At 42.0% G+C, this 23,753-nt stretch carries 27 protein-coding genes; 14 read left to right on the top strand and 13 right to left on the bottom strand.

Going from position 1 to position 23,753, the window contains the following annotated elements:
• Positions 1 to 48 precede the first annotated feature (48 nt).
• Positions 49 to 624: a hypothetical protein gene (locus tag V7K40_RS07080; protein ID WP_334958022.1), complete on the bottom strand. Its 576-nt coding sequence runs from the start codon at positions 622 to 624 to the stop codon at positions 49 to 51.
• A gap of 133 nt (positions 625 to 757) precedes the next feature.
• Here V7K40_RS07080 and V7K40_RS07075 point away from each other — a divergent pair, with 133 nt between their 5' ends.
• Positions 758 to 2,068 carry a tetratricopeptide repeat protein gene (locus V7K40_RS07075; RefSeq protein WP_334958019.1) on the top strand — a complete coding sequence of 437 codons (1,311 nt, stop codon included), beginning with the start codon at positions 758 to 760 and terminating at the stop codon, positions 2,066 to 2,068.
• Between the two features lie 9 nt (positions 2,069 to 2,077).
• Here V7K40_RS07075 and V7K40_RS07070 read toward each other — a convergent pair whose 3' ends face one another.
• Complete coding sequence (locus tag V7K40_RS07070; protein ID WP_334958017.1) at positions 2,078 to 3,043, bottom strand: glycosyltransferase family 2 protein; 966 nt, start codon at positions 3,041 to 3,043, stop codon at positions 2,078 to 2,080.
• Between the two features lie 550 nt (positions 3,044 to 3,593).
• Here V7K40_RS07070 and V7K40_RS07065 point away from each other — a divergent pair.
• The 5 genes from V7K40_RS07065 to V7K40_RS07045 all read left to right on the top strand — a co-directional run bounded on the left by V7K40_RS07065 (position 3,594) and on the right by V7K40_RS07045 (position 9,257).
• Positions 3,594 to 4,529, top strand: coding sequence for a cation diffusion facilitator family transporter (locus tag V7K40_RS07065; protein WP_334958015.1), 936 nt, complete (start codon positions 3,594 to 3,596; stop codon positions 4,527 to 4,529).
• Positions 4,530 to 4,678: 149 nt separating this feature from the next.
• Positions 4,679 to 4,915, top strand: coding sequence for a hypothetical protein (locus V7K40_RS07060; protein ID WP_334874803.1), 237 nt, complete (start codon positions 4,679 to 4,681; stop codon positions 4,913 to 4,915).
• Positions 4,916 to 5,120: 205 nt separating this feature from the next.
• Positions 5,121 to 7,070 (top strand): alkaline phosphatase, encoded by a 1,950-nt coding sequence (locus tag V7K40_RS07055; protein WP_334958013.1) that lies wholly within the window; start codon positions 5,121 to 5,123, stop codon positions 7,068 to 7,070.
• A gap of 122 nt (positions 7,071 to 7,192) precedes the next feature.
• A complete protein-coding gene (locus V7K40_RS07050) occupies positions 7,193 to 7,684 on the top strand; it encodes a PEP-CTERM sorting domain-containing protein (RefSeq protein ID WP_334958011.1) in 492 nt (163 codons plus the stop codon).
• 370 nt (positions 7,685 to 8,054) lie between these two features.
• On the top strand, positions 8,055 to 9,257 hold the full coding sequence (locus V7K40_RS07045; protein WP_334958009.1) for an argininosuccinate synthase: 1,203 nt from the start codon (positions 8,055 to 8,057) through the stop codon (positions 9,255 to 9,257).
• Between the two features lie 82 nt (positions 9,258 to 9,339).
• On the opposite strand, the gene V7K40_RS07040 is transcribed toward V7K40_RS07045, so the two are convergent.
• Entirely contained in the window at positions 9,340 to 9,972 is a 633-nt protein-coding gene (locus tag V7K40_RS07040) for a DedA family protein (RefSeq protein ID WP_273762130.1), read from the bottom strand.
• A gap of 485 nt (positions 9,973 to 10,457) precedes the next feature.
• On the opposite strand from V7K40_RS07040, the gene V7K40_RS07035 reads away from it, so the two are divergent.
• Positions 10,458 to 10,808: an STAS domain-containing protein gene (locus V7K40_RS07035; RefSeq protein ID WP_334958006.1), complete on the top strand. Its 351-nt coding sequence runs from the start codon at positions 10,458 to 10,460 to the stop codon at positions 10,806 to 10,808.
• A 468-nt stretch (positions 10,809 to 11,276) separates the two neighbouring features.
• Here V7K40_RS07035 and V7K40_RS07030 read toward each other — a convergent pair whose 3' ends face one another.
• Together V7K40_RS07030 and rpsF are read right to left on the bottom strand one after the other, a co-directional pair.
• Positions 11,277 to 11,837, bottom strand: a complete 561-nt coding sequence (locus V7K40_RS07030) for an Npun_F5560 family protein (protein WP_334958004.1) — start codon at positions 11,835 to 11,837, stop codon at positions 11,277 to 11,279.
• Positions 11,838 to 12,085: 248 nt separating this feature from the next.
• Positions 12,086 to 12,430: a 30S ribosomal protein S6 gene (gene rpsF / locus V7K40_RS07025; protein ID WP_334721390.1), complete on the bottom strand. Its 345-nt coding sequence runs from the start codon at positions 12,428 to 12,430 to the stop codon at positions 12,086 to 12,088.
• A 174-nt stretch (positions 12,431 to 12,604) separates the two neighbouring features.
• Between rpsF and V7K40_RS07020 the strand changes: the two genes are divergently transcribed.
• Positions 12,605 to 12,772, top strand: a complete 168-nt coding sequence (locus V7K40_RS07020; protein WP_334958002.1) for a hypothetical protein — start codon at positions 12,605 to 12,607, stop codon at positions 12,770 to 12,772.
• 68 nt (positions 12,773 to 12,840) lie between these two features.
• Complete coding sequence (locus V7K40_RS07015) at positions 12,841 to 13,614, top strand: fumarylacetoacetate hydrolase family protein (protein WP_334958000.1); 774 nt, start codon at positions 12,841 to 12,843, stop codon at positions 13,612 to 13,614.
• 3 nt (positions 13,615 to 13,617) lie between these two features.
• Here the strand turns inward: V7K40_RS07015 and V7K40_RS07010 are convergent, their stop codons facing one another.
• Entirely contained in the window at positions 13,618 to 14,097 is a 480-nt protein-coding gene (locus V7K40_RS07010; RefSeq protein WP_334957998.1) for a Tic20 family protein, read from the bottom strand.
• Positions 14,098 to 14,178: 81 nt separating this feature from the next.
• The gene (locus V7K40_RS07005; protein ID WP_298906531.1) at positions 14,179 to 14,376 is read right to left on the bottom strand and encodes a hypothetical protein; all 198 of its coding nucleotides are present in this window, start codon (positions 14,374 to 14,376) and stop codon (positions 14,179 to 14,181) included.
• A gap of 599 nt (positions 14,377 to 14,975) precedes the next feature.
• On the opposite strand from V7K40_RS07005, the gene V7K40_RS07000 reads away from it, so the two are divergent.
• Both V7K40_RS07000 and psaI read left to right on the top strand, forming a co-directional pair.
• The gene (locus V7K40_RS07000; protein ID WP_334957995.1) at positions 14,976 to 17,879 is read left to right on the top strand and encodes a hypothetical protein; all 2,904 of its coding nucleotides are present in this window, start codon (positions 14,976 to 14,978) and stop codon (positions 17,877 to 17,879) included.
• Positions 17,880 to 18,071: 192 nt separating this feature from the next.
• The gene (gene psaI / locus V7K40_RS06995; protein ID WP_273762117.1) at positions 18,072 to 18,218 is read left to right on the top strand and encodes a photosystem I reaction center subunit VIII; all 147 of its coding nucleotides are present in this window, start codon (positions 18,072 to 18,074) and stop codon (positions 18,216 to 18,218) included.
• Positions 18,219 to 18,541: 323 nt separating this feature from the next.
• Here the strand turns inward: psaI and V7K40_RS06990 are convergent, their stop codons facing one another.
• The 6 genes from V7K40_RS06990 to V7K40_RS06965 form a co-directional block, all read right to left on the bottom strand.
• Complete coding sequence (locus V7K40_RS06990; RefSeq protein ID WP_012411803.1) at positions 18,542 to 18,661, bottom strand: photosystem II reaction center protein J; 120 nt, start codon at positions 18,659 to 18,661, stop codon at positions 18,542 to 18,544.
• 70 nt (positions 18,662 to 18,731) lie between these two features.
• Complete coding sequence (locus V7K40_RS06985; protein WP_104908255.1) at positions 18,732 to 18,854, bottom strand: photosystem II reaction center protein L; 123 nt, start codon at positions 18,852 to 18,854, stop codon at positions 18,732 to 18,734.
• A gap of 8 nt (positions 18,855 to 18,862) precedes the next feature.
• Positions 18,863 to 19,000: a cytochrome b559 subunit beta gene (gene psbF, locus V7K40_RS06980; protein ID WP_174708531.1), complete on the bottom strand. Its 138-nt coding sequence runs from the start codon at positions 18,998 to 19,000 to the stop codon at positions 18,863 to 18,865.
• A 9-nt stretch (positions 19,001 to 19,009) separates the two neighbouring features.
• A complete protein-coding gene (gene psbE / locus V7K40_RS06975; protein WP_334957992.1) occupies positions 19,010 to 19,258 on the bottom strand; it encodes a cytochrome b559 subunit alpha in 249 nt (82 codons plus the stop codon).
• A 329-nt stretch (positions 19,259 to 19,587) separates the two neighbouring features.
• A complete protein-coding gene (locus tag V7K40_RS06970; RefSeq protein WP_334957990.1) occupies positions 19,588 to 20,610 on the bottom strand; it encodes a photosynthesis system II assembly factor Ycf48 in 1,023 nt (340 codons plus the stop codon).
• A gap of 782 nt (positions 20,611 to 21,392) precedes the next feature.
• Positions 21,393 to 21,728: a rubredoxin gene (locus V7K40_RS06965; RefSeq protein WP_334957988.1), complete on the bottom strand. Its 336-nt coding sequence runs from the start codon at positions 21,726 to 21,728 to the stop codon at positions 21,393 to 21,395.
• Between the two features lie 297 nt (positions 21,729 to 22,025).
• On the opposite strand from V7K40_RS06965, the gene ndhC reads away from it, so the two are divergent.
• The 3 genes from ndhC to V7K40_RS06950 are packed head-to-tail and all read left to right on the top strand — an operon-like array spanning position 22,026 to position 23,669.
• Positions 22,026 to 22,388 (top strand): photosynthetic/respiratory NAD(P)H-quinone oxidoreductase subunit C, encoded by a 363-nt coding sequence (gene ndhC, locus V7K40_RS06960; protein WP_196526961.1) that lies wholly within the window; start codon positions 22,026 to 22,028, stop codon positions 22,386 to 22,388.
• A complete protein-coding gene (gene ndhK / locus V7K40_RS06955; RefSeq protein WP_334957985.1) occupies positions 22,379 to 23,116 on the top strand; it encodes a photosynthetic/respiratory NAD(P)H-quinone oxidoreductase subunit K in 738 nt (245 codons plus the stop codon). Before ndhC ends, ndhK begins: the two co-directional genes overlap by 10 nt.
• Entirely contained in the window at positions 23,109 to 23,669 is a 561-nt protein-coding gene (locus V7K40_RS06950) for an NAD(P)H-quinone oxidoreductase subunit J (protein WP_334957983.1), read from the top strand. The genes ndhK and V7K40_RS06950 overlap by 8 nt, the downstream gene beginning before the upstream one ends.
• Positions 23,670 to 23,753: the final 84 nt, after the last annotated feature.

Here is a 23,753-nt window from a genome sequence, read left to right as displayed (position 1 = left end):
AAGTGGAGAGGAAAGCGTTAAGGTCAAACTTCAGCAATCGCTCCAAATTCACAGACAGTAGCGTGTGAAGAATTCTTTCAACTCTGTCTTCCCGTCTTGAGTAAAGGAATTATAAAACACCTCATCGCTATTACCCTGACTCCAAAAACGCAAAATTCTAGGGTAGTCGGCATAACGAACGTAAATTAGAGGGGTTTTTGTAGAAGCGATCATATCAAATTTGGTGCGATCGCGCCTTTGAGTATCTTCCAGATCATGCCAGGGAGACTGACATTCCAACATTAGACAAGCTTTACGGCAGTGTTCACCCAAATTAGGGTTCATCACAATGATGTCAACCCTAGAATTAACCCAGAATTGCCACAAGGTTTTGTCCTCTAAGTAAACTCCTTCCTGTTTAGGGCAGGCTATTTGCAAAGGAAATTCGGTGAAGTACCAGTAGTTTTCGCCCAAAATACCACGCACCAATTCCATGATAGACAGGGCGTAACCACTTATCAATTCTCCTCGCTCAAAGTCGGCAGTAAAGAAATGCTTATCTCCACCAAATAATTCAGATTGGTGAAAATCTGCCTGGTTGGATTTTGTATAGCTAGTGTAGACTGCGTTGTAATGATCCGTCATTTAACTTTCTCCAGATTCGTTTATTTATATGTTTACAACCTATCTGGAAAACCCCAACTAAGTCTCCCCACAAGCGTAGGCAATTTTGTGGGTAATTTTGTGGGTGGTCTATCATCCAAGGAAATTGATAACCTTGAACAGTAAATACAAAGACATTGAACCGATGCCAAAGTTTACAGATAAGTTAAACGAAGACTTCCCAGAAGTTCACCAATTATACGAATGGAATAGATTTTACCTGGATCTATTGAATTGCAATGCTGGAGATGGATTGCAGCCTAAAGAGCACAGCTGTTTAAAAGCTATTGCTATTAACTTAGATCGCGATGAGATTGCTAAAAAACTAAACATTGCATCTGATACAATAAGGTACAATTTAAGGAAGCCCTACGAGCTTATTAAAATGCTTTTCCCTGATGAAACTACAGAGGGAAATATGACAGAGAGAAAAGCTCGTTATCTAATTTTGAGTAATTATAAAAAAATACCCCAAGCAAGTGTTTATAGTTTTGGTCAAAAAGATGAACCAAATTATGAAGCTAGCAAAAACATAGAAGATATAAGTCTAATTAAAGAGTACACATGGCAGACAATTGAGCAAGTTCAACCCTATATTGATAATTTTCAGAATCTCTGTGATTCTGAAAATTATACAAAAGCTTTTTACACAATTTTTGATACTGATGATTATGAAAATTGTGTTTATAACTTCTTGAGTTCGCATGGATACTTAAATATCGTAATTGCGCTTTATGAGCGATTAATAGAATCTTGGATTCCCCGAAAAGTCGAAAAGTGGGAATTTATAACTACACTTGCTTGTTTAGGCGATGCTCATGATCGGATGGGCAATCACGAAATAGCCATTGGACATTATCAAAATTGCTTGAAAATTGCCGAGGAAATTGATGATATAGACAACATTGGTGGTTCTCTTGTAAATTTGGGTCTCGCTTACTTTTCTTTAGAAAACTATGAAGAAGCACTTGACTATAGCCGACTTGGTTTAGAAATCGCCAGAGAAATTGGAAACAGAGAGTTTGAGGCTCACGCATTAAATAACTTAGGCATGATTTATAGTGATCTTGAAGAGTACCAATTAGCTATTGATTATTATCATTTCTCGTTAGAAGTTAAATCAAAGCTTAATGATCCTCAAGGAGCAGCAGGGTCATTAATTAATATAGGCAACACATACCGCCAGCTAGAAAAGTATGAACAAGCTATTTCTTACCTTCAACGCGGAATAGAAGCTGCTCACCATAATCATCATAATCAATTTGAAGCTAATGGCTGGTTTAATTTAGCATTGGCTCTAAAGTCTCTATACCATTATTCAGATGCTATTTCTGCTTATGAAGAAGCCTTTAATCTGTATCAGCAAATGGAGATGATTGAAAATGCAAAAGACTGTAGAAAAGCAATTAACCAGATGGCCAAATGAAGCCTAAACTCACAATACTTGCTGCATTTGAGCATAGGCTTCATAGACACCTTTCACGTTGTACCAGTTAAGAAAAATTCGGGCAATTTCTAAAGCCAGTTGAGGTTTACCTAAATTAATTAGCCATTGCAACAATGGAGCCATTGTCCGTTCATTAAGTATGCCATTGAGTGACAGAATTCCCCAAAGTAAGCGATGCAGCCAAGTCATTTGAATCATCATTCGCACTTCCCATGTGGGATGTTTTTGATAAAACAAAACTCCCATACGTCCGCGTTGAATTTCTTGGTCAATCAATCGGGGAATTTGCTCTAATTTAAATGGCGGATGCCAGTGATAGCCGACTGCTTCTGGACATTTAATTAGTGTCAAACCTAGTTTTTTTAGCCGCACACCCAATTCTAAATCTTCCCAGCCATAGAGTTGAAAGCTGATGTCAAAAAGTCCCGCTTTCTCTAACCAATGTTTAGGGATTGCTACATTTCCAGTAGCAAAAAAAGCTGCTGAAAAATCTGTGACTTTGTAGGGTTCAGCCGTTGGATTATGGAAATTACAAGTATTAATAACTGCACCGTAAGTGAAAAAGCGATCGCTCCTCAATTTCTCCTGTCCCTGCATTAGTGCATCCGCGTGAGCTTGCAAGAAATTATCCAGCACTACTAAATCACTATCAATAAAGATAATTGTATCTCCCAGCGCCTGTTCTACCCCCAAATTCCGAGCCGCAGCTGGGCCAGCATGGTCTTGCTGAAACCAGCGTACATGGGGAAACTCTTCTTTGTGTTCTGTCAACCACACCAATGTACCATCAGTAGAACCATCATCCACCAAGACAATCTCGTAACCAGAAACTGCACTTGGCTTACTTAATTCCTGCGCCTCCAAAGCGCGGAGGCACTTTTCTAAAATCGGTTGGCGATTATAAGTCGGTATCACAACGCTGAAAAACACACTCTCACCCACAACACTACTCATCTCCAGGATAGGACAGATGGAGCGCTGACACTGTTCCTTACCCGATTCTAGTCACGAAAACAGTAAGGGTTAATTATTGGTTAATTAATACATAAGTGGATGGGTGTAAATAAATATAATATGGACTGTCATTTAACGTAAACATTACCATTCCTTAAATTAACCGGGATAAATTTTATATAGTCTTAAATATATTCCAGTGTTCAAAAATTAATGCATTGAAAATTATGTATCTCTAAAAATAATAGTGAGTAATTTTCCAAAAAATATATAGTACTCAGATTTGATTTTGCAAAACATCCTGAGACTAAAAAGCACGTTTTCTCGGAAATATTGTTCAGAAACCAGAAGTCTTATAGGAAACCAAAATTTTTAATTTCAGTCTAGTTTAGGATAACTTTTGAGGATGTAGCATTCTCAATTAAAAACAGAGTCATTACAAATCTTGAGGTGGATATTTTTCAGGATAATAATGTATATTTAAAGGCTTTTTTGGATAATGCTTTTACTTCGATGGGATGAATGTAGATGCGAAAATACTTCTACAAAAATGGTTATAAATCAGCAAAAAGACAAAATAATATGGATAACATTAGGTTTACTTGTTTGTTTTTTTTTTGCTGAGTGGAGTGTAGGTTTGTGGAGTAAAAGTTTATCTCTACAAGCAGATGCCGGACATATGTTCTCCGATATTACAGCCTTGCTAATATCACTATTTGCAAGTTTCTTAGCACGGCAACCAGCTAAGGGTCAGGCAACATTCGGATATCAACGAATCGAAGTTTTAGCAGCTTTGTTGAATGGATTAGGTTTGCTGGCGATCGCTAGTTTTATTACTTGGGAAGCTATTGGGCGCTGGCAACATCCAACAACAATTTTGGGCTTACCAATGTTAGGAATTGCAGTATTAGGTTTAATAGTCAATTTACTCAACATTACTTTGCTTCATCCCCACACTCACGAGGACTTAAACCTCCGGGGGGCTTTGCTTCATGTCATCGCCGATACTGCTAGTTCTGTTGGCGTTATTATAGCTGCTTTAGCAGTTCATCTTTGGGATTGGTGGTGGGCAGATGTCGTTATTAGTTTAGTAGTTGCAACTTTTACTGCTTTAAGTGCTTTCCCCTTAGTTCAAGAAAGCCTGAAAATTTTTTTGGAGTATGCACCAGAATCAATTGATCCGGATGAAGTAGAAATATCTCTCAAATCTTTTCCTGGTGTTGAGCAAGTAGAAAAACTTCATATCTGGGCAATTAGCTTAAATCACGTAATGCTTTGCGCTGATTTGACAGTTAAATGTACAACAGCCCAAGAACGCGATCGTTTACTCAATAAATTACAAATTCATCTGCAAAAAACTTTTAAGATTACTGAAGTAACTTTGCAGCTAACCAGCTGTAAAGTTACTTCAAAAATATCTATTCATCCTTTATTCAACCAAGATATAGCTTTAATGTTATCAGTAAATCAAACACATTCATCCTGAAGCAATGGCTAAAAATATATCAAATCAATCAGTTTTTGTGCTTTTTTATAATTCAAATTTAAACATGATGCTTATTGACGTTTTTTGAATTGTCAAAGCATAGCTATTATCTAAGAAACACAACTTATTTACTAGGAGGTTTGCTAATCATGACTTTAATTCAAAAATCAAAAATTGTTTCAGTAATCAAACAGTACAAACGTGCATTGGCTTGGTTCATATCTGGTTTAGTTGTGGCAATCCTGCTGTTTTTAGGAACATTGATTCAACAACCAGCTACTGCCTCTAACCAGAGTCATGTTACAACTTCTACTCAACCAGATGTGAGTGCTACCCACTCAAACTTCGAGAATAATCATCTTGAACCTAATTTTTATCAGTATTAGAACTTACGCATACTCTACGAATTCTTCTCTAGGAGACGTTCTGCGTACCCCTATGAGGAAGCAAGCTACACGTAGTGTCTCCTAGAGTTGGCGGTAGCCTGCGGCAAGCCACTACCTACGATAAATTAAGCTTTTTGGGAATTTTTGCGAAAGTCCAGAGTATTAACAGCTACTAATTGCTCAATCAATCTGAAGGCATACTGCAATGATTTCATTTTTAGAAAAGTACAGACGCTTCCTAGCTTTGACTATGGCTGGCTTTTTCTGTACCGTTCTGCTGATGTTAGGTAATTCTATTTTTCAGCCGACTATGGCCGCTGGTAATGGAATTAACGTGATTATCATGATTGGCGATGGCATGGGTTGGAATATGGCACGGGCCGCAGCCCTTGCCAAAGGCGCTCCCTTTTATACCAGTGGGAAAGGCTCTGGTCTGAGCTTTCAAAATTTGACTGGATATGGATTAGTGACCACTTATGGCACAACGATTCAGGGCAATACACCAGCTAAACCAATAAATCAACCCCACCTTACAGGTAACTCTGGCTTAGATGGGTCTAATCCACTTACAGGTGCAAGTCCTGTTCGTCCGAACTTCTCATTCCAGCCTACTCCTTTTAATCCTGGCGATCGCGCTGATGGTAATAGCCTTTCACCTGGTAACTTGACAGGTTATGAAACAAGTAAAGGAGGCCCCGTTCCCTGGATTCCTTTAACCCCTGCTAATCTCGGTTCCTACGACAAAGAGTACATCAAGCACAGTTATCCGGACTCTGCTAACACCGCTACCACTCTTTATACAGGCGTAAAGAGCTATAACAACGCGATGGGAGTAGACATTTACGAGAAGAGGTTGAAAACCATCCTGGAAATTGCCAAAGAAAAAGGTAAGTCTACAGGTCTGGTAACATCTGTACCTGTTAGCCATGCAACGCCTGGTGCTGCTGCCTCTTTCGTCAATCGTCGTAGCAAGTACGACAGTATTTATGACCCCACTAAGACCAACCAAGACAGCATTTTACAGCAAACATTGCTAAACTTTCAGCCCAATGTTTTGTTGGGTGGTGGTCATCCCTTGGACTTTAGCAATACGACCAATACAGGGCCAGTTTTTAACTACACGTATATCACACAAGACACTTACGAGTATTTGAAGGCTAACCCTACGTCCAATCGTTATGGCTATAACTTTTTGGAACGTGGCCCGAATGCAACTAAGGCACTGTTAGACAAGGCAGCCAAAATCGACCCAAATAAAGGAGGTAAATTATTTGGTCTATACGGTGCCCGTGGACAAGATGGCAATATTCCTACCAGTTCCTCTAAAGGTGACTACAGCACCACAGGTCTGGGTAATTTCACGCTCTATAGCTCTGTTGTTAAAATTGTAACTCCCTGTCCATCAGGTCAAATCATTCCTGGTACTGCTGGGGAGTGTGTTCCTGTCATTGATGCAGCAGGCAACCCGATTACTCCCAATGCTCCTGCACCTGATACTGTGCGTCCTCTGGCTGCTGGTGAAACCGATGCTAGCTTCATTGCCAGAGAGATTAACGAAAATCCAACTTTGGCTGATCTGAGCAAAGCTGCTCTTAAAGTTTTAGGTAAGGACAAAGATGGCTTCTGGCTAATGATTGAGGGAGGTGATATCGATTGGGGTGCTCATGACAACAACATGGATAACCTGATTGGTACTATGAATGATTTTGACAAAGCAGTTCAAGAGGTTATTACCTGGATTAACAATCATGGTGGTTGGAGCAAGAACCTGCTACTCGTTACTGCTGACCATGACCACTATTTAACTCTGAATAATGACTTTGTATCAAAGCTGACTCCTAATCCTGACCCAAATCAGTCTAAGGGCTTGAAGTATAACGCCAAGGACATCACTTTCAACAAGCACAATTCTAAAGATGCTGGTCACTTTTGGGGATCTGATCCGAATTATAAGTACCTCTGGGGTAGTCACAGCCGAAGGATTGTACCTGTTTACTACCAAGGTGCTTATGCATCAGTTCTAACTAAATACCTGGGAAAAGAAGTTAAGTTCAAAGATAGCTCTAATACTACTTACAGTGCGCCCGCTGTCCGAGGAGTACTTGATCAGAGCCATATCTTTCAGGCAATGAAAACTGCGCTGACGAGTCAGTGAATTTAATCCACTGCTTCACTGAACACTGATTGAAAAGCTTGGTGTTGCAGAGACGTGTAACACACGTCTCTCTCATAAAACTATTTCAGTCTTTTTGTACCTGTTCTCTATCAAGTAAAAAAATGACTGACTCCATCTTCAAGAAATTAGCAGCTGTAACGATGGGAACTGCTTTGATTTTTGCAGCCGGAGAAATTATGCCCGTCCAGGCTGCACAACTCACTTATCATTTCTCTAACACTAATAAAACTCTGACAGGCGCTTTTTCGTTTGACCAGGCAGCTGCTGCTGACCAACAAATAACGACTTCAGAAGGCTTAAAGATTTTTGCTACCTACAATGGCCAGTCCTATACTGAAGCAAATGATCCATTAGCGTTAGTTTTAACCGACTCTTCGGGAAAAATTTCTCAAGGACAGGGATTAGGGTTGCAATTTACACCGGGCACTTTTGAAGTTTACAGTGGCAATTTTATTGATCTAAATGATGTTCAGATTATCAGTTACACCAGCGTTCCTGAGTCAAATTTTACCCTTGGATTATCTGTATTGGGACTGGGTGTATTATTTGCCAAAAAGCAACTATCTTCTAGGTCATCAAGCACAAAAGCTTGAACCAAGTTATCAAGAATAAAGTGTTAGGCAGTTAATTTGCATCTATTTAAAACAGGGTGGATAATTCTACCCTGTTACTAATTTCTTACATTTATAAAAAATGTAATATCTAATACATGAATTATTTAGTATTGTAAAAATTGGTATTTTTAAAGTTATATCTAGCTTTCAGGCACAGATGCTGTACTTCATCTAGTCGATCGCTCTATTTGCAAACTTCGATTAGAGTTAACCACAAATTAACCTATACAGATTCTTCTGTCTGAGTTTGCTGACAATCTGCGTATAGGTTGTTGCATAAAGAAAATATACATGGATTAGTTTAGATATAATAATGACTCATTGTTTGTTTTCCTAACTGGAGAAATTAATGGGTCGCGCCAAAAAGGTTGTCCTGGCATATTCTGGCGGAGTGGATACCTCAGTTTGCATCCCCTACCTCAAAAAGGAGTGGGGTGTAGAAGAGGTGATTACCCTAGCAGCAGATTTAGGTCAGGGAGATGAATTAGAGCCAATTCGAGAAAAAGCTCTCAAATCCGGTGCAAGTGAATCCCTAGTGGCGGATGTCAAAGACAGCTTCGTTAAAGATTACGCCTTTGGAGCGATTCAAGCTAACGCCCTCTATGAAAATCGTTATCCTCTAGGAACTGCCCTTGCTCGTCCACTGATCGCTAAGGTATTAGTAGATACAGCCGAAAAATATGGTGCTGATGCGATCGCTCATGGTTGCACCGGCAAGGGTAACGATCAGGTTCGCTTTGATGTCTCTGTTACCGCCCTGAACCCCAACCTAAAGATCCTCGCACCAGCCAGAGAATGGGGAATGAGCCGTGAAGAAACGATCGCCTATGGGGAAAAGTTTGGTATCCCCTCACCAGTCAAAAAATCCTCTCCCTACAGCATTGACAAGAATTTGCTCGGTCGTAGCATTGAAGCTGGTTTACTCGAAGATCCGTCATTTGAGCCACCAGAAGAAATTTATGAGATGACCAAAGCGATCGCCCATACTCCCAACGAGCCAGAGTACATCGAAATTGGTTTCCACGGTGGTATTCCAACAACTATCAATGGCATAGCTAAAAAGCCAGTTGAGCTAATTGAACAACTCAATCAGGTGGTAGGAAATCACGGTATCGGGCGGATCGATATGATTGAAAACCGTTTGGTGGGGATCAAATCGCGGGAAATCTATGAATCACCCGCGATGTTGGTGCTAATTCAGGCACATAGGGATTTAGAAAGCTTGACTCTAACGGCAGATGTCACCCATTACAAGCGTGGGATTGAAGAAACTTACAGTCAAATTGTTTACAACGGTCTCTGGTACAGTCCACTCAAAGTTGCACTGGATGCTTTTATTCAAAAGACACAAGAACGAGTCTCTGGAACTGTGCGAGTGAAGTTGTTCAAGGGCAACTCTACGATAGTTGGGCGTTCGAGCGATAATTCCCTCTATACTCCCGATTTGGCAACCTATGGAGCCGAAGACCAATTTGACCACAAAGCTGCTGAAGGCTTTATCTACGTTTGGGGACTACCAACTCGCATTTGGTCGCAGCAAGTTAGGGGTTAGGAGTTAGGAGTTAGGAGTTAGAAGTTAAACATGCAAAATACAAGAAGTGAAAGTAAAAAGAAATAACTTTTCACTTTATTTCTCACTCCTCACTCCTGACTTCTTTAACTTGGCGAGACTCTAGCCACAGGGGTACAACAATTAAGGCAGCGAGAATTAGTAACGCTGCGATCGCAAATTGACCCACCCAAGCAACCAATTGTTCTAAAGAGACAATTTTGCCAGCAAAAAAAGCTAATGTCACCATCAAACTAGCCCAAGCAACTGCTCCTAACAAGTTGTATAAAAAGAATTTTCCAAAGGGCATTTCGGCTATACCAGCTAGTGGTGCCGCAAAAACTCGCAACAACGCCAAAAAACGCCCAAAAAATACTGCTTTAGCAGCATTTTGACTAAATTGATCTTTAATAGTTAGCAGCCGCACTTCCGAAATCCGAAGTATGCTACCAACTTTTACCAGAAAAGGCCAACCGCTAACTCTACCAATCCAATAACCACAAGTGCCACCAATGACAGCACCCATAATTGCGTCACCGAGAACTAGCCAGAAATTTAGTTCATCACTGCCAGCTAGAAATCCGCCCACTAAGGTCACGGTTTCACCAGGAAGAGGAATGCCTAAATTTTCTAGCAAAATTCCCAAAAAAATTGCCCAATACCCGTATATGTGGGCGACTTTCTGGATGTTTTCTAGTGAAATCAACTCTAAAGACATCCTGCACCGCCGGCTTTACAAATTTTTACTTTTATTATATCTTTGCTTGTTTTTGAGCGGGGTGTCAATCAAACCGCTATATAGAGTCATTGAGTCATTAATTTAATTCTGAATTAACCATAGTTTATAGTTTATGATAACGATGAACTTTTGACTATTAAGTATGCAATTTTTATTACTAAGTATCACAATCTCATATTTTTTTTAAAAATTAAAAAATTCATAAAAAATTTATAAATATCTAGTTTAATTATAAAAATATTGTAAAAGATACGGTTGATACCGAAATTGTTAGGCGCTTATGCCTATATTGATGAAAGTTATCACAAATTATACGGCATGAATACTGAATTAATCTCTCTCAACTACACGACTGCAATTGCCCAAATATCTGGGTAAAACAGTAATTTTGCGGTTGAAAGAGAAAAGGTATTGATGTCTTTTTTCAATTTTTTGTCAAGTGTTCTAACTACCCTATTAAATTGATGACTCTTACACAAGAACTTCAAGTGATTTTGTTTAAACCCCAAGGAAGTATAGATTTGGAAGGCGGTAAGGCTTTAAGTCAACAGATGGCTGGAGTAGTACCCCAAGCTGATCAACTCTGGGTTATCGACCTAGTAGAAGTTAATTTCATGGACAGTTCTGGGTTAGTCCCTTTAGTAAAAGGGTTGAAAGCTGCACGTCAGAGTGGTTGCCGCTTGGTTTTATGCAATGTGCAAGCTCCTGTACGGCTAATTTTTGAACTTACCCACCTAGATTCAGTGTTTGAAATTTTTCACACTTACGAAGACATTTTTACTGCCGAAAATAATAGTCTGGTACTAGCACGCTAAATAATAAATCTACCTTTAGAAGGATGGTATATTCAATCAATATTTGCATTTTTTCACATTTTTCCAAATATCCTCACCGAATTTTAGATTTTGAATTTTGGATAATGGAAAAGAAGATTCAAAATCCAAAATTTAAAAAGGTCTGAGAGGATGTTTGAAAAGTTCGTAGTTAAGTAAAAAAAGCTCTTAGGGCATAAGCTGTAGATACATACATACAGCAGCTTTGAGAGCGATGAGTAAAGCATACTTTAGTAACCTGACTATCGCTCAATTCGAGTTAATTGAACCCTTTTAGACTTGTCCAACGCAACTAATGCAAGGAAGTAGGAGGTAAGAAAGGTTAGAATATCAGCCTTTGCGTTATTTCTAACTCTATAGTTATTTTTGCCTTGATGTACTACTTGGATGTCTCCAAGATACTTTGCTATGCCAATTTCTTACCTCTTCGATTCCACTATAATCGTAACTTTAGGCATTCTGCGGAGTAGAAATGTTAGTTTGTTCGGATGCTGGGCGGGGAAAATTTGGCAAATCAATGCCGCTGTGACTAGCATTGCGAGTTTTGAGTGCTAAACGGTAACTCACACTTTGCAGTTCTGCTTGTAGTTGGCGGTTTTCCCGTTGAAGCATTGCTACTTTTTCTCTGACTGGCGTCATCCGTTCCTCAAACTTGCGACGGTAAATTTGAGGCAACTCTTGTACTACTTGCTCTAACATCCGAGTGCGATCGGTGAATTCTTGAACTGACTGTCGCAATTGGTAAATTTCGGAATCACGAGTTGTAATTTGCTCTTGGTAGAACGCCACCTGTTGCTCCACAGCTTGGAGTTGTTCTTGCAAAGCCTGTAACTGGGCCAGATCGCGCTCTACCTCCGGCTGCTGGGGCATAAAACTAGTGTTACCCTTTACTAGGCGGAAGAGTTCTTGAGATAGTTGTTGCACTAATTGATCGCGAAGTTGCAACTCTTGGCGTAGCTGCGATACTTCCGTAGAGAGAACTTGAATATTGGGTGTATCAGATTGGCTCACAGTAGCTTACATTCCCATTCAGAATCTTGTCTACTCTTAGGTATAACTGTGGGAGTACTACCTTTGGCAAGTATTTGTTAATTTAGCATTCCCAGACAAGTCACGAAAAAAGAAAAAGACAAAATTTTATTGAATGGGATTGGGTACTGGGAATTGGGGATTAGGAATTGGGAAAACTATCCCCTATTCCCTATTCCATATCCCTTAGACGATGTTCAAGGAGTAAATTAGACTTTACAAACATCCTCTTAGACTGTTGCAGCGACTTTAGCGGGTTTTTCCTCTTTAGCGGGTTTTTCTTGTTCGGCTTCCTGCTTAATTGTCAAATAGCGAATCACTTCTTCACTCAAACGCATGGCGCGTTCAAAGGGGGCAATCGCAGTTGCAGGTGCAGTGTAGTTTAACTGGATGTAGATGCCATCACGGTGTTTTTTGATTTCATAAGCGAGGCGACGCTTACCACGATTTTGAATTTGGATATCCTCGGCACCTTGGTCGCGAAGCAAATTCTGATATTTAGTAATTGCTTGCTCTATCAGTTCGTCTCCCAAGTCAGGACGAAGGATGTACATTGTTTCGTAAGTTGTAGTCATATTTTTGAGTCTCCTCATGGACAAAAATGGCTGCTGATATTGATTTATACTTAATATAAATTTTAAATATCAGTATTAATCAATATCTGAAGCAACAAGGAACTATAATCTTACCAGTTTTCAATTTGAATCATTAGCCAAATCACCAAGGTTTGGATTTTTTGGATGTCCTTAATGAAAACTAGGTTGGGAGACGACCCCGATATTTCTTTAGCAAGTAAAAATCCAGTTTTTGGCGATCACCAGCAAATTGATCAAGCTATCAGCTTTGCCAACGGGTATGTTTCCCTAAAGGCATCTATAGCGATCGCTTTTAGGTTCAAGGTTGAATCGGTTCGCTAAAAGCTAACTGAGGATTGCTACCCGCTTACAGCAACAAAAAAGCAGATAAAAGGATATTCATCAAGGTTATGGCGCAGCGCTATGTGCGAATTCAAAATCAAGAAGGACAAATTTACTATGGGATACTACAACTATCCCTGAATGTGCAGGTGCTAGATGCTCCGCCCTGGTTAGAAGGACAACCCACTGATTTAACTTTGACACCAGAAGATTACCAAATTCTGGCTCCCTGCGCTCCCTCAAAAATTGTGGCGGTGGGTAAGAATTATGCAGATCATGCAGCCGAAATGGGAACTCCAGTACCTTCTGAGCCACTAATCTTTCTCAAGCCACCTACGTCTATTATCCCATCTGAGAGGGAAATTAAATATCCTACCCAGTCACAAAGAGTTGACTACGAAGGAGAGTTAGCATTAGTGATTGGCGATTACGCGTATAAATGTACACCAGAGGTTGCCCAAACCAAAATTTGGGGCTACACCATCGCCAATGACGTAACAGCGCGAGATTTACAAAAACAGGATGGTCAATGGACACGAGCCAAAGGTTTTGATACTTTTTGTCCCTTGGGTCCTTGGATTGTGCGGGAATTAAATCCAGGAGCGAGATTGCAGACTTTTGTGAATGACGACGCCAATCCAGTTCAATCTGCCTGTATCAATCAGATGGTCTTTTCCCCCGATGTTCTAGTTTCCTATATCAGTCAGGTTATGACGTTACTACCCGGTGATTTGGTGCTTACAGGTACACCCGAGGGTGTAAGTCCATTGCATCCAGGCGATCGCGTCCGCGTAGAAATTGAAGGTATTGGTCGCCTGGAAAACATCGTAGCGGTTCGTTAACTTCTAACGCACTTGCATATACACTGCATCGGAAATCGCCGGAATTTCCGCATAACGTCCGCTCAACGACTGGATGACTGAATATCCAACTGCTGCCACTACCCCTAAAAAGATGGTGTTGGCTACCGTTTCTATTGCAAAGCCAGTACCAGGAACCTTTCCTAAAGCTCCCACCAGTATGGAACACAAAAATATAACTATGTCCAAAAGAATTGCCTGCATTGTGTTGAAACGAATGAAGTGACTGATTTTTTCGTTTCTTACCACCAATAGGAACAACGCAAAAAACACAATTATTTGTCCAAATTGTCCTAAACTACCGTAAATTATTAACACTGGTTGCAGTGGTAAAAGCAGGACTTTTAGTACTGGAAACTGATTTAACAAAAAGCTGCCAAAAACTAAACCATCAATTAGGGGCAGCAAATAAGGCAAGGAAGCAAAAATCCGATCTGAAACCGTTGTAGACCCGCGCCAAGACATTATGCGTTCTCCTGTGGTGAAATTTCTATAGTTACTTGAGCTTAGGATAACGCAGTTAGTTGGTCTTGCTGGCAAATTCAACTATTCTATATGGGCGATGCGAAAGCCCATCATACACTCGTACTGGTCTGGCTGCTGTTGAGTAAGTTTGCGAATGGCTTGACCACAGCGCAGTTTACCCCCACGCCAACGGGGTTGACCGCTCCCGTCAGCAAGTAAACAAGACTGGCAAACTTGCTCAGGGGCAAGGATTTGCTCGTCCATTAAAATGACTAGCATGGAATCCCTCCTGTAAATCCTCATTGTCACCCACATTTCACTCAGGGGAGGACACGCTTTGTCGCGGTTTGAACCGCTTCAGGTAGGTTGGGCACGTTTTACAAAGTGGTTTATTGTGATTGGCGATGACGCTTTGCACCCGGCGTGGGCGATCGCAGAGGACACTTAAGAGGCACATTCTAGCTGTTGATAGCAAAAATGTGGGCAATCACAATTCAAAAAAAATTATCGAGTGAATCTTAATTTATTGTATGTTGTGTCTATTGCAAATTGAACATATTAGTAAAAAATAATACAACTATATTCGTACAAGGTTGAGCACAGACAACTAACGGTATTCATTGCATCCCTGTTTATTTAGCACTGGAGAGCGTCAAAGTTAATATTCAGGAAACAACAAAAGCTTTATGCACAAGCAACACGACGAACCATTGAAATTCCCTTGATGCGACTAGTTAAAATGCGAGAACTCAAGTAAGTAAAACTGAGTTAACTTGATAGCCATTTAAGTGATGCATTTACAAATTACTGAGGTAAACTTGCAAGCAAGGTAATACACAATATTACTAAGCGACTCGTCGGTCTGAACATCACTTACAATGGAACACTGGCAATTTCTGATACAGAAACAAGGCGCTCGCTCGTGGCATATCCTAGAATCGCCAAATTTGCAGATTTTGGAAGGGCATTATAGAGTTTTAGCTCGTTCTAACCTTCCGAATACAGACGTGGAAGTGCGGGTAACTCACTCTTCAACCCATGAAGTTCAACCAAAGCAGCGAATTTTCAAGCGATCGCGTCGCACTAATTCAGAAGGCTTAATGGCACTAATCCCCTTTACCTACTTCGCTCCGGGAGTTTGGGAGTTGCGCTGTAGCGGCGATTTGATGTCGGATCTGCTGGGTAAATCTTGGCAATACAGTGTCCAACTTCAAGTCTTGTCCCAGGAAGGAGAGGAAGAGCATACAACTCTTGGAGAGGCTGCGCCAACGACTGCGCTCAGTAACCAGGGGAAGCAGGGGGAGAATGTAGAATCAAATTCACCTGATCACCCAGATCCTGTTTCTGAAAACTTGGAATGCACTGCCCCAGTAGAACCCACAGTTACGTTAGATAAAGCGATCGCTATTTCCACAGAACTGGCAATTGCTACAGACAACAACTCCGCTACCATTGTTCTGCCAGAAGGGAACTTGGAATCTACTGTCCCATCAGAATCGGCAATTACGCTAGATAAAGCGATCGCTGTCTCCACAGAAGTGGCAATTACTACAGACAGCCACTTGACTACCACTGTTGTGCCAAATGAAACAGAAGAAGATATAGTTAGCGATGAGCCTGTAAGTCCTGTGTGGCTCAAAGGTGAGACAGCAGAGCAGATTTTACAAAATTTAATAGATTTAGCTTTACCCACCTCTGAACCCCTACCCAAAGATGAAAAGGTTACAGATTCTTTAACAACACAACCACCGCCACCATTACTGTTAACTTTAGGTGAGGATACTTACATTGCTCGTTGGGGACAAGCTCTTACAATCAATGGACACATAGAACTCAAAGAAAAGATAAATCTAGATCAGGCTGAAAGATTATCCTCAAAAAGCCTGCGGGCACTTGAACTAGGAATTGAACTGCGATCGCCCAATAACTCAAAAATCTTAACCCAGGTACGGCAACCCTTACCAGATCAGGAGTTGCCCTTCACCATCAATACCTCAATTGATATTCCTGCTGACTGTGAATCTAAATTAATTTTGGCAGACATCAGTTTGTATGGTAGATTCGCCGATGTTGCTCAAGTCATCCGGTTAGCCAGCCAGTCGTTCATCATTACAGCAGATGTAACAGAATTACTGGCAATTACAGCCGCAGCAAAATCTAGTATATCCTTAAATGACCCCATAGCACCATCGGACTCGTCTACTGCTTTCACGGAGCCGGAAACCGCTGTGAGGATCGATTTGAAACTATTCAATCTGGTCAAGATTCCAAAAACAGACCAGTCTCAGATCCTTAATCCATCCCCAAATACACCCCTACCACCGCAAATTAACCTGCAAGTTTTGCGAGAAGCCACCCTGCGGACATCTAACTTAAAAAATTCAGCCACTTCGCCTCAATTGCCGAAATTGCCACCTGTTCAAACTGATGTTAACCCTGCCACAGATGTTGTTGCAGAACCCCCTACACAGGAGCAGCTTTTAGAAAAGAATGCTCCTATAGCTGCTATCAACTTGGAGCAGTTGGTCATCAAGCAACGTCGAATGCCAATACTCGACGCCACTTTTCCATACTTGAGACGACTACAAGCTTTGCCGGGTGATGCAGAGGAAGTAAAAAACAATGTCCCCCCAGATGCATTGGAAGTTCAAGCGGCTGATGACTTCCCGCAGTTAGAGGTAATTATAGCTGAAGATGAAAATACACCTGAATTAGTAGTAAGTAATGCACAATTCCAGGAAGAATCTGTTGCTGTATTAGAAGCCCAGCCAAATGAACAATTCCAGGAAGAATCTGTTGCTGCACTTGAAGCCCAGCCAAATGAACAATTCCAGGAAGAATCTGTTGCTGCACTTGAAGCCCAGCCAAATGCACAATTGATTAAAACAGGTAACCTTTACTCATCTCCCCTGCTCAGGAAGTGGATGCAGAGCCAAGGATACTCTTTGCCTGAATCCATCAATGAACTGGAACCTGAAGACTACGATAACTATGTTCCAGCCCAGCAGACCCAGCTTTCTCTTAGTGCTGAAACTCCCAATGTTGATGTCAACTTGCCGTTAAGCCTGGATGCTGATATAGAGGCACAGGAAGAAGCCCAAGAGGCAGTTTTTGATCTTGGGAACTTTGAGGAAGATGTAGACACAGCAAAGGAAACTGATCTAGAGACAGAGGAAAATACACTAGTAGAAAAAGTATCAGAACCAACACTCTCAATGGCTCTAGTAAGACAACTACCGCCCCCTCCTCCTCCGATAAAAATAAATATAGCGTCAGCTTGGTTGGCGCAAGAAATCGTTGTAGATGATATATATAGTGAACTGGAAGCCGATGTAAAGAAAAATTACTCCTTTGAAGAACAGAAGCAACCACCGTTAGGTTTATCCCCTTCTCTACCCATAACTGCGGCAACCATTGAGCCTTTGCCAATTCCCCAACTGCATGTACCAGAAGGCGAACTAATCGCCGGTAAGTATATCAAAGTGCGCGTAGTACTCCCTGAAGTACCTCCGCAAGTGGTTATCAAGTTATGGGTTGAAGATTATCAAACTCGCTGGTTACTAGATGGACCCCATTTATTGACAAATTTACTACCTAATGCATTGGGAGGGTTGGAAGTGATGACCTTATTAAACATTCCCTTTGGTTGTTTGGAAATTCGCTTAGAAGCGATCGCACTTGATTTGACAACCCAACAGGAGAGTCACAAAGTTACAATAGTGCGAACTGTGATTCCTCCAGACTTGCCAAACTTGCAACTAGATGAACTCCTGGGTATGTGATCGGGAGGAGGGAGTAACTTAGGAATCAGCAGGATCAGGGGGACAAGGAGGACAAAGAAAGAGTTTTTGCACTTAAGAGTCCTCATCTGCCAATATTGCCTGTGTTAATAATATGAAAGAATTTCAAAAATCTGGCAGAATTTGCAGTAAGCTCATTTTGAATTGTAGTGTGATTTGATAGGAACCTTTACTATGGCAGCTTATTTTTTGCCTTCTATCTTGGCTAGTACTTCGTACTTGCCTTCTATCTTCATTCCCATAATTGGTTGGGTTTTGCCAGGTGTAGTCTTCGCGTTTCTATTTTTATACATCGAAAGCGACGATATCAGCGATATTTAACTGATGTAGTCATTAGGAGCCACTGCGTTGCTCTGGTTTCCAGAGTTGTACACCTGCTCAAAAGCCAGCTAGCAAGAGCGTCTCACGCCACTTGTTACAACTCTTGTCACCACGGGCGCAGTGGCTCCTCTTCTCCCTTTTGGAGAAGCAAGTGGCGTTCATTAGTCAAGTTTTCGGACAAGCGAGAGTTATTAATTCTGTCGGATACGTTTATTGACCAAAATTAATACCGCCCATCTCTATGAGACAGGCGGTTTTTTTAACGTTGATTTCTCAACAAATCCTAGAAAATCCTAACTTATAGTGTTCGGTTCAAACTAATGTTAAATCGAAGAACCAAGTCCGGCGTAGGCACCATAAAAGAAAATGCCCAAGACTGTAATTATACCTAAACCTGCGATCGTAGCGACGACCCACAGGGGAATTCTCCCACTTCCAGACACAGCTTCTCTCCTCCCTTAACAACAAATCAACACAGGTTCAATAAACAAAAATTAACAACAGTAATTCCAATTAGTTAAAGAAGTAACTGGAAAACAAAATGCCCAGAACGAAAATCATTAGTAATCCCAGATATAAAGAAGTCCGGTTTAGTTCAACCGGCTGATTATTGGGATTGGGGGATCTTTCTGCCATAATTGCTCCTAACGGTGAATAAATTGCATTGCAGCGATCGCGCCTAAAAAGAATACAGTTGGTACACCTAAAGTGTGAACTGCCAGCCATCTAACGGTAAAAATTGGATAGGTAACTGGTTGATTGATGTTATTGCTGCTAGTCATAATCTCAAACTACTTTTCGATAAATTGTTCAACTTGTTTTTTAGCTTCAAAACGGTTCTTCACAATTGGCACTTCTTGGCGTGCTGGTGTGAAATACTCATTGGGACGAGGTGTGCCAAAAGCATCATAAGCCAGCCCAGTTTGCACAAATAGCCAACCTGCAATAAACAATGCTGGGATAGTAATACTGTGAATTACCCAGTAACGAACGCTGGTAATGATGTCCGAAAACGGACGTTCTCCAGTGGTACCTGACATTTAGATCCCTACCTTTACATAGAGTGTTATTGAGTTTATTATCCTACAAAGTTAAGAAAGAGTTACAAGTTGCAACGTTCTTCTCAGAAATAAGATATCAGGCATGGAGCATAGGGTACTTGTACTGAGCATCTCGACTTCTCTACGAGACGCTACGCGAACGCTCGATGGAGTCGGCGTCGTAAAGCCTGCGGCATAGCTACGCTTAGGGCGCAGTCTCTGGTAGAGTTGTATGGGGCATGGGGCATTTGGTATTGCTTATTGTCCCTCATCTTCCCTACTCTCTACTCCTTACTTCCCACTCCCCACTCCCTCTGCTTCTTGGGTAACTAAGCAGCCTCTGCTGGGGAAGTTGTTTCAGGGTTTGGTAAATATTTGAGCAAAACGCCGCGATCGCCAATTATAAATCCCCGTTCTGGCTCTAAAAACACTATCTTATACAAATTAGCAGCAATTTCTTCCACTGCACGGTCTTTTTCCCAGGTTTTGCCACCGTCGGCACTCCGTAGCAAATTACCGCTACCGCCACCTATCCAAATTTCATTGGGTGTGCGATATGCCAAATCCAGTAAACCCCAACTGGTGGATACCTCTGGATATTTTGCCTTTTCCCACTCTTCAGGTTTAGTTGGGTCACTAAACTGAATTTGGCCTCCCCTAGCTAGTAACCACAATTGCCCATTGTCAGTAAAGCCCATGTTTTCTAGCCGCCGAGAACTATTGCGGTTATGGGGTACCCAAGCATCTTGTCCTGGTTCCCAAGTCGAGTAGAAACTACCCTTAGCGGAAACTGCAATATATTTACCATCAGCAGAACGTTCCAAGTTACGTACCACACCTACTGCTGATTCTACCTGGGCTTTCCAGTTTTTGCCGCCATCTGTGGTTTTATATATTGCTCCGACATCAGTAGCCATTTCAGCTGTCTTGTCTGCCAGTGCCTTAATTGCGATCGGGCTACCTGGTAGCTTTTCACTCAGGGGAATACGTGACCAAGAACCACCTTCATCGGTAGTGTGCAGCAACAGTCCAGGCTCTCCGGCAATCCAGCCTTCTTTACCTGCAAAACTTACTGAGTCAAAGCGATACTTTTGCTCATCCAGTTGCAATATTATCGGTTTCCAGGTATTACCACCGTCATTGGTTTCTAACAGGGTAGCATTGCTACCTACTAAGTAGCCATGCTCAGGGTTATTAGTAAAAGCAATATCCAATAGATTCGAGTCTGTTGGCACAGAAATGATTTTCCAAGGGTTGTAGCTAACAGACGGGATTTTGCTACAACCTATGCACATCAGGAATACTATTAACAAGGCAGCTATTCGTTGCCAACTTTTTACAATTGAATGCATCAGGATCTCTTATTTGTTTCTAAATTTCTGTAACTGTTCTCTAAAAGGTTTACCTTATACCAAGTTTTGGATTTTAGATTTTGGATTTTGGATTTTGGTGAAGCAGTGCGGTCTTCTCTCTACAGCCCTTCTTAAGACAGGAGACGCTCCTGCGTTCAGGCATCCTACGGCAGGCGTTAGCCTCTGGAAAAGTGAGAAGGGGAGACATTTTAGCAGCGCAGCGTAAAGTCAACGGCATAGCTTCTCTACGAGACGCTCTTGCGTTCGCTTAGAGCGAGTCTGTGTAGCCCTACGGGGACTTGCTAGCAAGAGCGTCTCTTAGAGAGCATCTGGGAGTTTCCACGCCACTTGACGGCAGTTGCTTCTCCCTACAGCCCTTTGGGCATCCTACGGCAGACGCTAGCCTCTCCCAATGTGAGAAGGGGAGCCACTGCGGTCTTCTCCCAAGGGGAGACGCCAAGGGCGATGGGGTTTCCCCAAGTAGAGCAAGTGGCGTGAGACGCGCAAAGGAGAAGTCGGGAAACCCTCTTGGGCGCACTGCCTCCTTTATGCCTCTTAACCCGTCCACCGCAGTCGCTCCCTATGAGCGACTGCACCAAGCCGAAGGGATTAAAAGTCCTTATTAAAAGGCGTTCCAAAAATCCCAAAAATATTCTTTTTCCCCAATTTGTTACTGAGGGATGTAGCCGCTCTACGGAACTAGTATAACGGCACATCTATGTGATTTTAATTACAGAACTAAACTCACTGTCACCTGTTCCCTATTTTCGAGATAACGGCTGTCATTGTAAGCCGTAGAGACTAATAAAAAACAAGAAGCCAAGAGCCAAAGCGCCAAAAATTAGGATATTCTTTTGGGCTGGCGTTAGGGTATTGACACCCAAACCGTAACCGAGATTTTCTTTGAAGCCGGATGCAGTACCGGCAGGGCCAATGTTGGCAAAAGCGGTCTTTTTTGCAGTACAAACTGGACAGCGCCAATCTATGGGCAGTTCTGCAAAAAGTGTCCCTGAAGGAATATCATGCTCGTCGTCTCCCTTTTCGGGTTCGTAAACATAACCGCAGGCGCGACACTCGTAGCGGTCTAACACAGGAGTCTCAACAGCTGGTTCGCTCATGGCTAAGGCCTCGCAGAGGAGAAATCTTAAATATACGTTAAAAATTATGACATAATTGTCAGACTTTTCTATCACGATCAAAAGCGAATTAAATAAGCTGTTGTGCGTCTGTTTCCCAGATTTCAGAATAGTCAAACAGATATAATGTAAAAGAAAGTAACGTAATTCAAGGGATTGGGCTGGGTGTTAGGTCTATATTGAACTCAACCCAGAAGCGCTATAGTCCCTAATCTCTAGTCGTCAGTACCCAATCTCCAGTCACTACTTAAAATACTCCATAAGCGGTAGATACTCATTGTGTTTGTCCTCAGCGGTTACGAGTACCTTCTAGGCTTTTTCATCATCTGTAGCCTAGTGCCTGCCTTAGCGCTCTCAGCGTCCAAGCTCCTACGACCCAGTGGTTACAGCCCAGAACGGCACACCACCTATGAATCTGGTATGGAACCCATCGGGGGAGCCTGGATTCAGTTCAACATCCGCTACTACATGTTTGCTCTGGTCTTCGTCGTCTTTGATGTGGAGACTGTATTCTTGTATCCTTGGGCGGTAGCTTTCCACCGTTTGGGACTATTAGCATTTATTGAAGCGCTAGTCTTTATTGCAATTCTTGTAGTCGCCTTAGTTTACGCATGGCGTAAAGGAGCTTTGGAATGGTCTTGAATTCTAACTTAACAACCCAGGACAAAGAGCGAATCATCAACCCCATTGAGCGGACTAATGTCACTCAAGACCTTTCAGAAAACGTCATTTTGACGACGGTTGATGATCTCTACGACTGGGCGCGGCTTTCTAGTTTATGGCCGTTGCTATTTGGTACTGCTTGCTGCTTTATTGAGTTTGCAGCTTTAATTGGTTCCCGATTTGACTTTGACCGTTTTGGACTAATTCCTCGTTCTAGCCCCCGCCAAGCCGATTTAATTATTACAGCAGGGACTATTACGATGAAGATGGCTCCCCAACTGGTGCGTCTTTATGAACAAATGCCAGAGCCGAAGTATGTAATTGCGATGGGAGCTTGCACAATTACTGGCGGGATGTTCAGCGTTGATTCCCCCACGGCAGTGCGTGGAGTCGATAAACTGATTCCTGTAGATGTGTATTTGCCTGGTTGTCCTCCCCGTCCAGAAGCAATTATCGACGCAATCATTAAGCTGCGGAAGAAAATCGCCAATGAATCGATGCAAGAGCGGTATAAAATTAAGCAAACCCACCGCTACTACAGCACGACTCATAATTTGAAGCCAGTAGAGGAAATCTTAACTGGTAAGTATTTGCAGTCAGAAACTCGCTCTGTACCACCGAAGGAATTGACAGAAGCGATCGGTATGCCAATACCACCTGCACTGCTGACAGCAAAGGCGCAAAAGGAGGAACAAACTCGTGGCTGAAGAAGAATCTAAACCAGTACCAGCAGACGAAGAAGAATCTAAACCGGTAGCAGCGGCTAAAGAAGAGTCATTGGTACAAGCCGGTAAAGTTTCCCAGTGGTTGACGGAAAATGGCTTTGACCACGAGTTTTTAGCACCAGACAAGAATGGTGTAGAGATAATTAAAGTGGGGGCAGATTTCTTGCTTCCCACTGCTACAGCCCTTTATGCCTACGGGTTTAATTATCTCCAGTTTCAAGGTGGTGTTGACCTTGGCCCAGGACAGGAATTGGTGAGTGTATATCATTTGAATAAAGTCGGTGATAATAGCGATCGCCCCGAAGAAGTACGGGTGAAGGTGTTCTTACCACGGGAAAACCCCGTAGTGCCTTCTGTGTACTGGATTTGGAAGACCGCAGATTGGCAAGAGCGCGAGTCTTACGATATGTTCGGCATTATCTACGAAGGACACCCAAATCTCAAGCGGCTTTTGATGCCGGAAGATTGGGTGGGTTGGCCTTTACGGAAGGATTACATCTCGCCTGATTTCTACGAGTTGCAGGATGCTTATTAGATAGTGCTGAATAGACACGCGATGAATCGCGTCTGTACAATATAGTGCTGAGTTAGCGATTAACCCCTTTCCGGTGGCGGAGAG

Source organism: Nostoc sp. (genome assembly GCF_036917195.1).
Classification (GTDB): domain Bacteria; phylum Cyanobacteriota; class Cyanobacteriia; order Cyanobacteriales; family Nostocaceae; genus Nostoc.
Note: the sequence above shows the minus strand (reverse complement) of the source record. Positions and strands in the feature narration are given on the sequence as shown.

Bases quoted from the DNA above. Each gene is read 5' to 3' on its own strand.
- V7K40_RS07080 (WP_334958022.1), bottom strand. From the start codon at position 624: ATGACGGATCATTACAACGCAGTCTACACTAGCTATACAAAATCCAAC.
- V7K40_RS07070 (WP_334958017.1), bottom strand. From the start codon at position 3,043: ATGAGTAGTGTTGTGGGTGAGAGTGTGTTTTTCAGCGTTGTGATACCG.
- V7K40_RS07065 (WP_334958015.1), top strand. From the start codon at position 3,594: ATGGTTATAAATCAGCAAAAAGACAAAATAATATGGATAACATTAGGT.
- V7K40_RS07060 (WP_334874803.1), top strand. From the start codon at position 4,679: ATGACTTTAATTCAAAAATCAAAAATTGTTTCAGTAATCAAACAGTAC.
- V7K40_RS07055 (WP_334958013.1), top strand. From the start codon at position 5,121: ATGATTTCATTTTTAGAAAAGTACAGACGCTTCCTAGCTTTGACTATG.
- V7K40_RS07050 (WP_334958011.1), top strand. From the start codon at position 7,193: ATGACTGACTCCATCTTCAAGAAATTAGCAGCTGTAACGATGGGAACT.
- V7K40_RS07045 (WP_334958009.1), top strand. From the start codon at position 8,055: ATGGGTCGCGCCAAAAAGGTTGTCCTGGCATATTCTGGCGGAGTGGAT.
- V7K40_RS07040 (WP_273762130.1), bottom strand. From the start codon at position 9,972: ATGTCTTTAGAGTTGATTTCACTAGAAAACATCCAGAAAGTCGCCCAC.
- V7K40_RS07035 (WP_334958006.1), top strand. From the start codon at position 10,458: ATGACTCTTACACAAGAACTTCAAGTGATTTTGTTTAAACCCCAAGGA.
- rpsF (WP_334721390.1), bottom strand. From the start codon at position 12,430: ATGACTACAACTTACGAAACAATGTACATCCTTCGTCCTGACTTGGGA.
- V7K40_RS07020 (WP_334958002.1), top strand. From the start codon at position 12,605: ATGAAAACTAGGTTGGGAGACGACCCCGATATTTCTTTAGCAAGTAAA.
- V7K40_RS07015 (WP_334958000.1), top strand. From the start codon at position 12,841: ATGGCGCAGCGCTATGTGCGAATTCAAAATCAAGAAGGACAAATTTAC.
- V7K40_RS07010 (WP_334957998.1), bottom strand. From the start codon at position 14,097: ATGTCTTGGCGCGGGTCTACAACGGTTTCAGATCGGATTTTTGCTTCC.
- V7K40_RS07005 (WP_298906531.1), bottom strand. From the start codon at position 14,376: ATGCTAGTCATTTTAATGGACGAGCAAATCCTTGCCCCTGAGCAAGTT.
- V7K40_RS07000 (WP_334957995.1), top strand. From the start codon at position 14,976: ATGGAACACTGGCAATTTCTGATACAGAAACAAGGCGCTCGCTCGTGG.
- psaI (WP_273762117.1), top strand. From the start codon at position 18,072: ATGGCAGCTTATTTTTTGCCTTCTATCTTGGCTAGTACTTCGTACTTG.
- V7K40_RS06985 (WP_104908255.1), bottom strand. From the start codon at position 18,854: ATGGCAGAAAGATCCCCCAATCCCAATAATCAGCCGGTTGAACTAAAC.
- psbF (WP_174708531.1), bottom strand. From the start codon at position 19,000: ATGACTAGCAGCAATAACATCAATCAACCAGTTACCTATCCAATTTTT.
- psbE (WP_334957992.1), bottom strand. From the start codon at position 19,258: ATGTCAGGTACCACTGGAGAACGTCCGTTTTCGGACATCATTACCAGC.
- V7K40_RS06970 (WP_334957990.1), bottom strand. From the start codon at position 20,610: ATGCATTCAATTGTAAAAAGTTGGCAACGAATAGCTGCCTTGTTAATA.
- V7K40_RS06965 (WP_334957988.1), bottom strand. From the start codon at position 21,728: ATGAGCGAACCAGCTGTTGAGACTCCTGTGTTAGACCGCTACGAGTGT.
- ndhK (WP_334957985.1), top strand. From the start codon at position 22,379: ATGGTCTTGAATTCTAACTTAACAACCCAGGACAAAGAGCGAATCATC.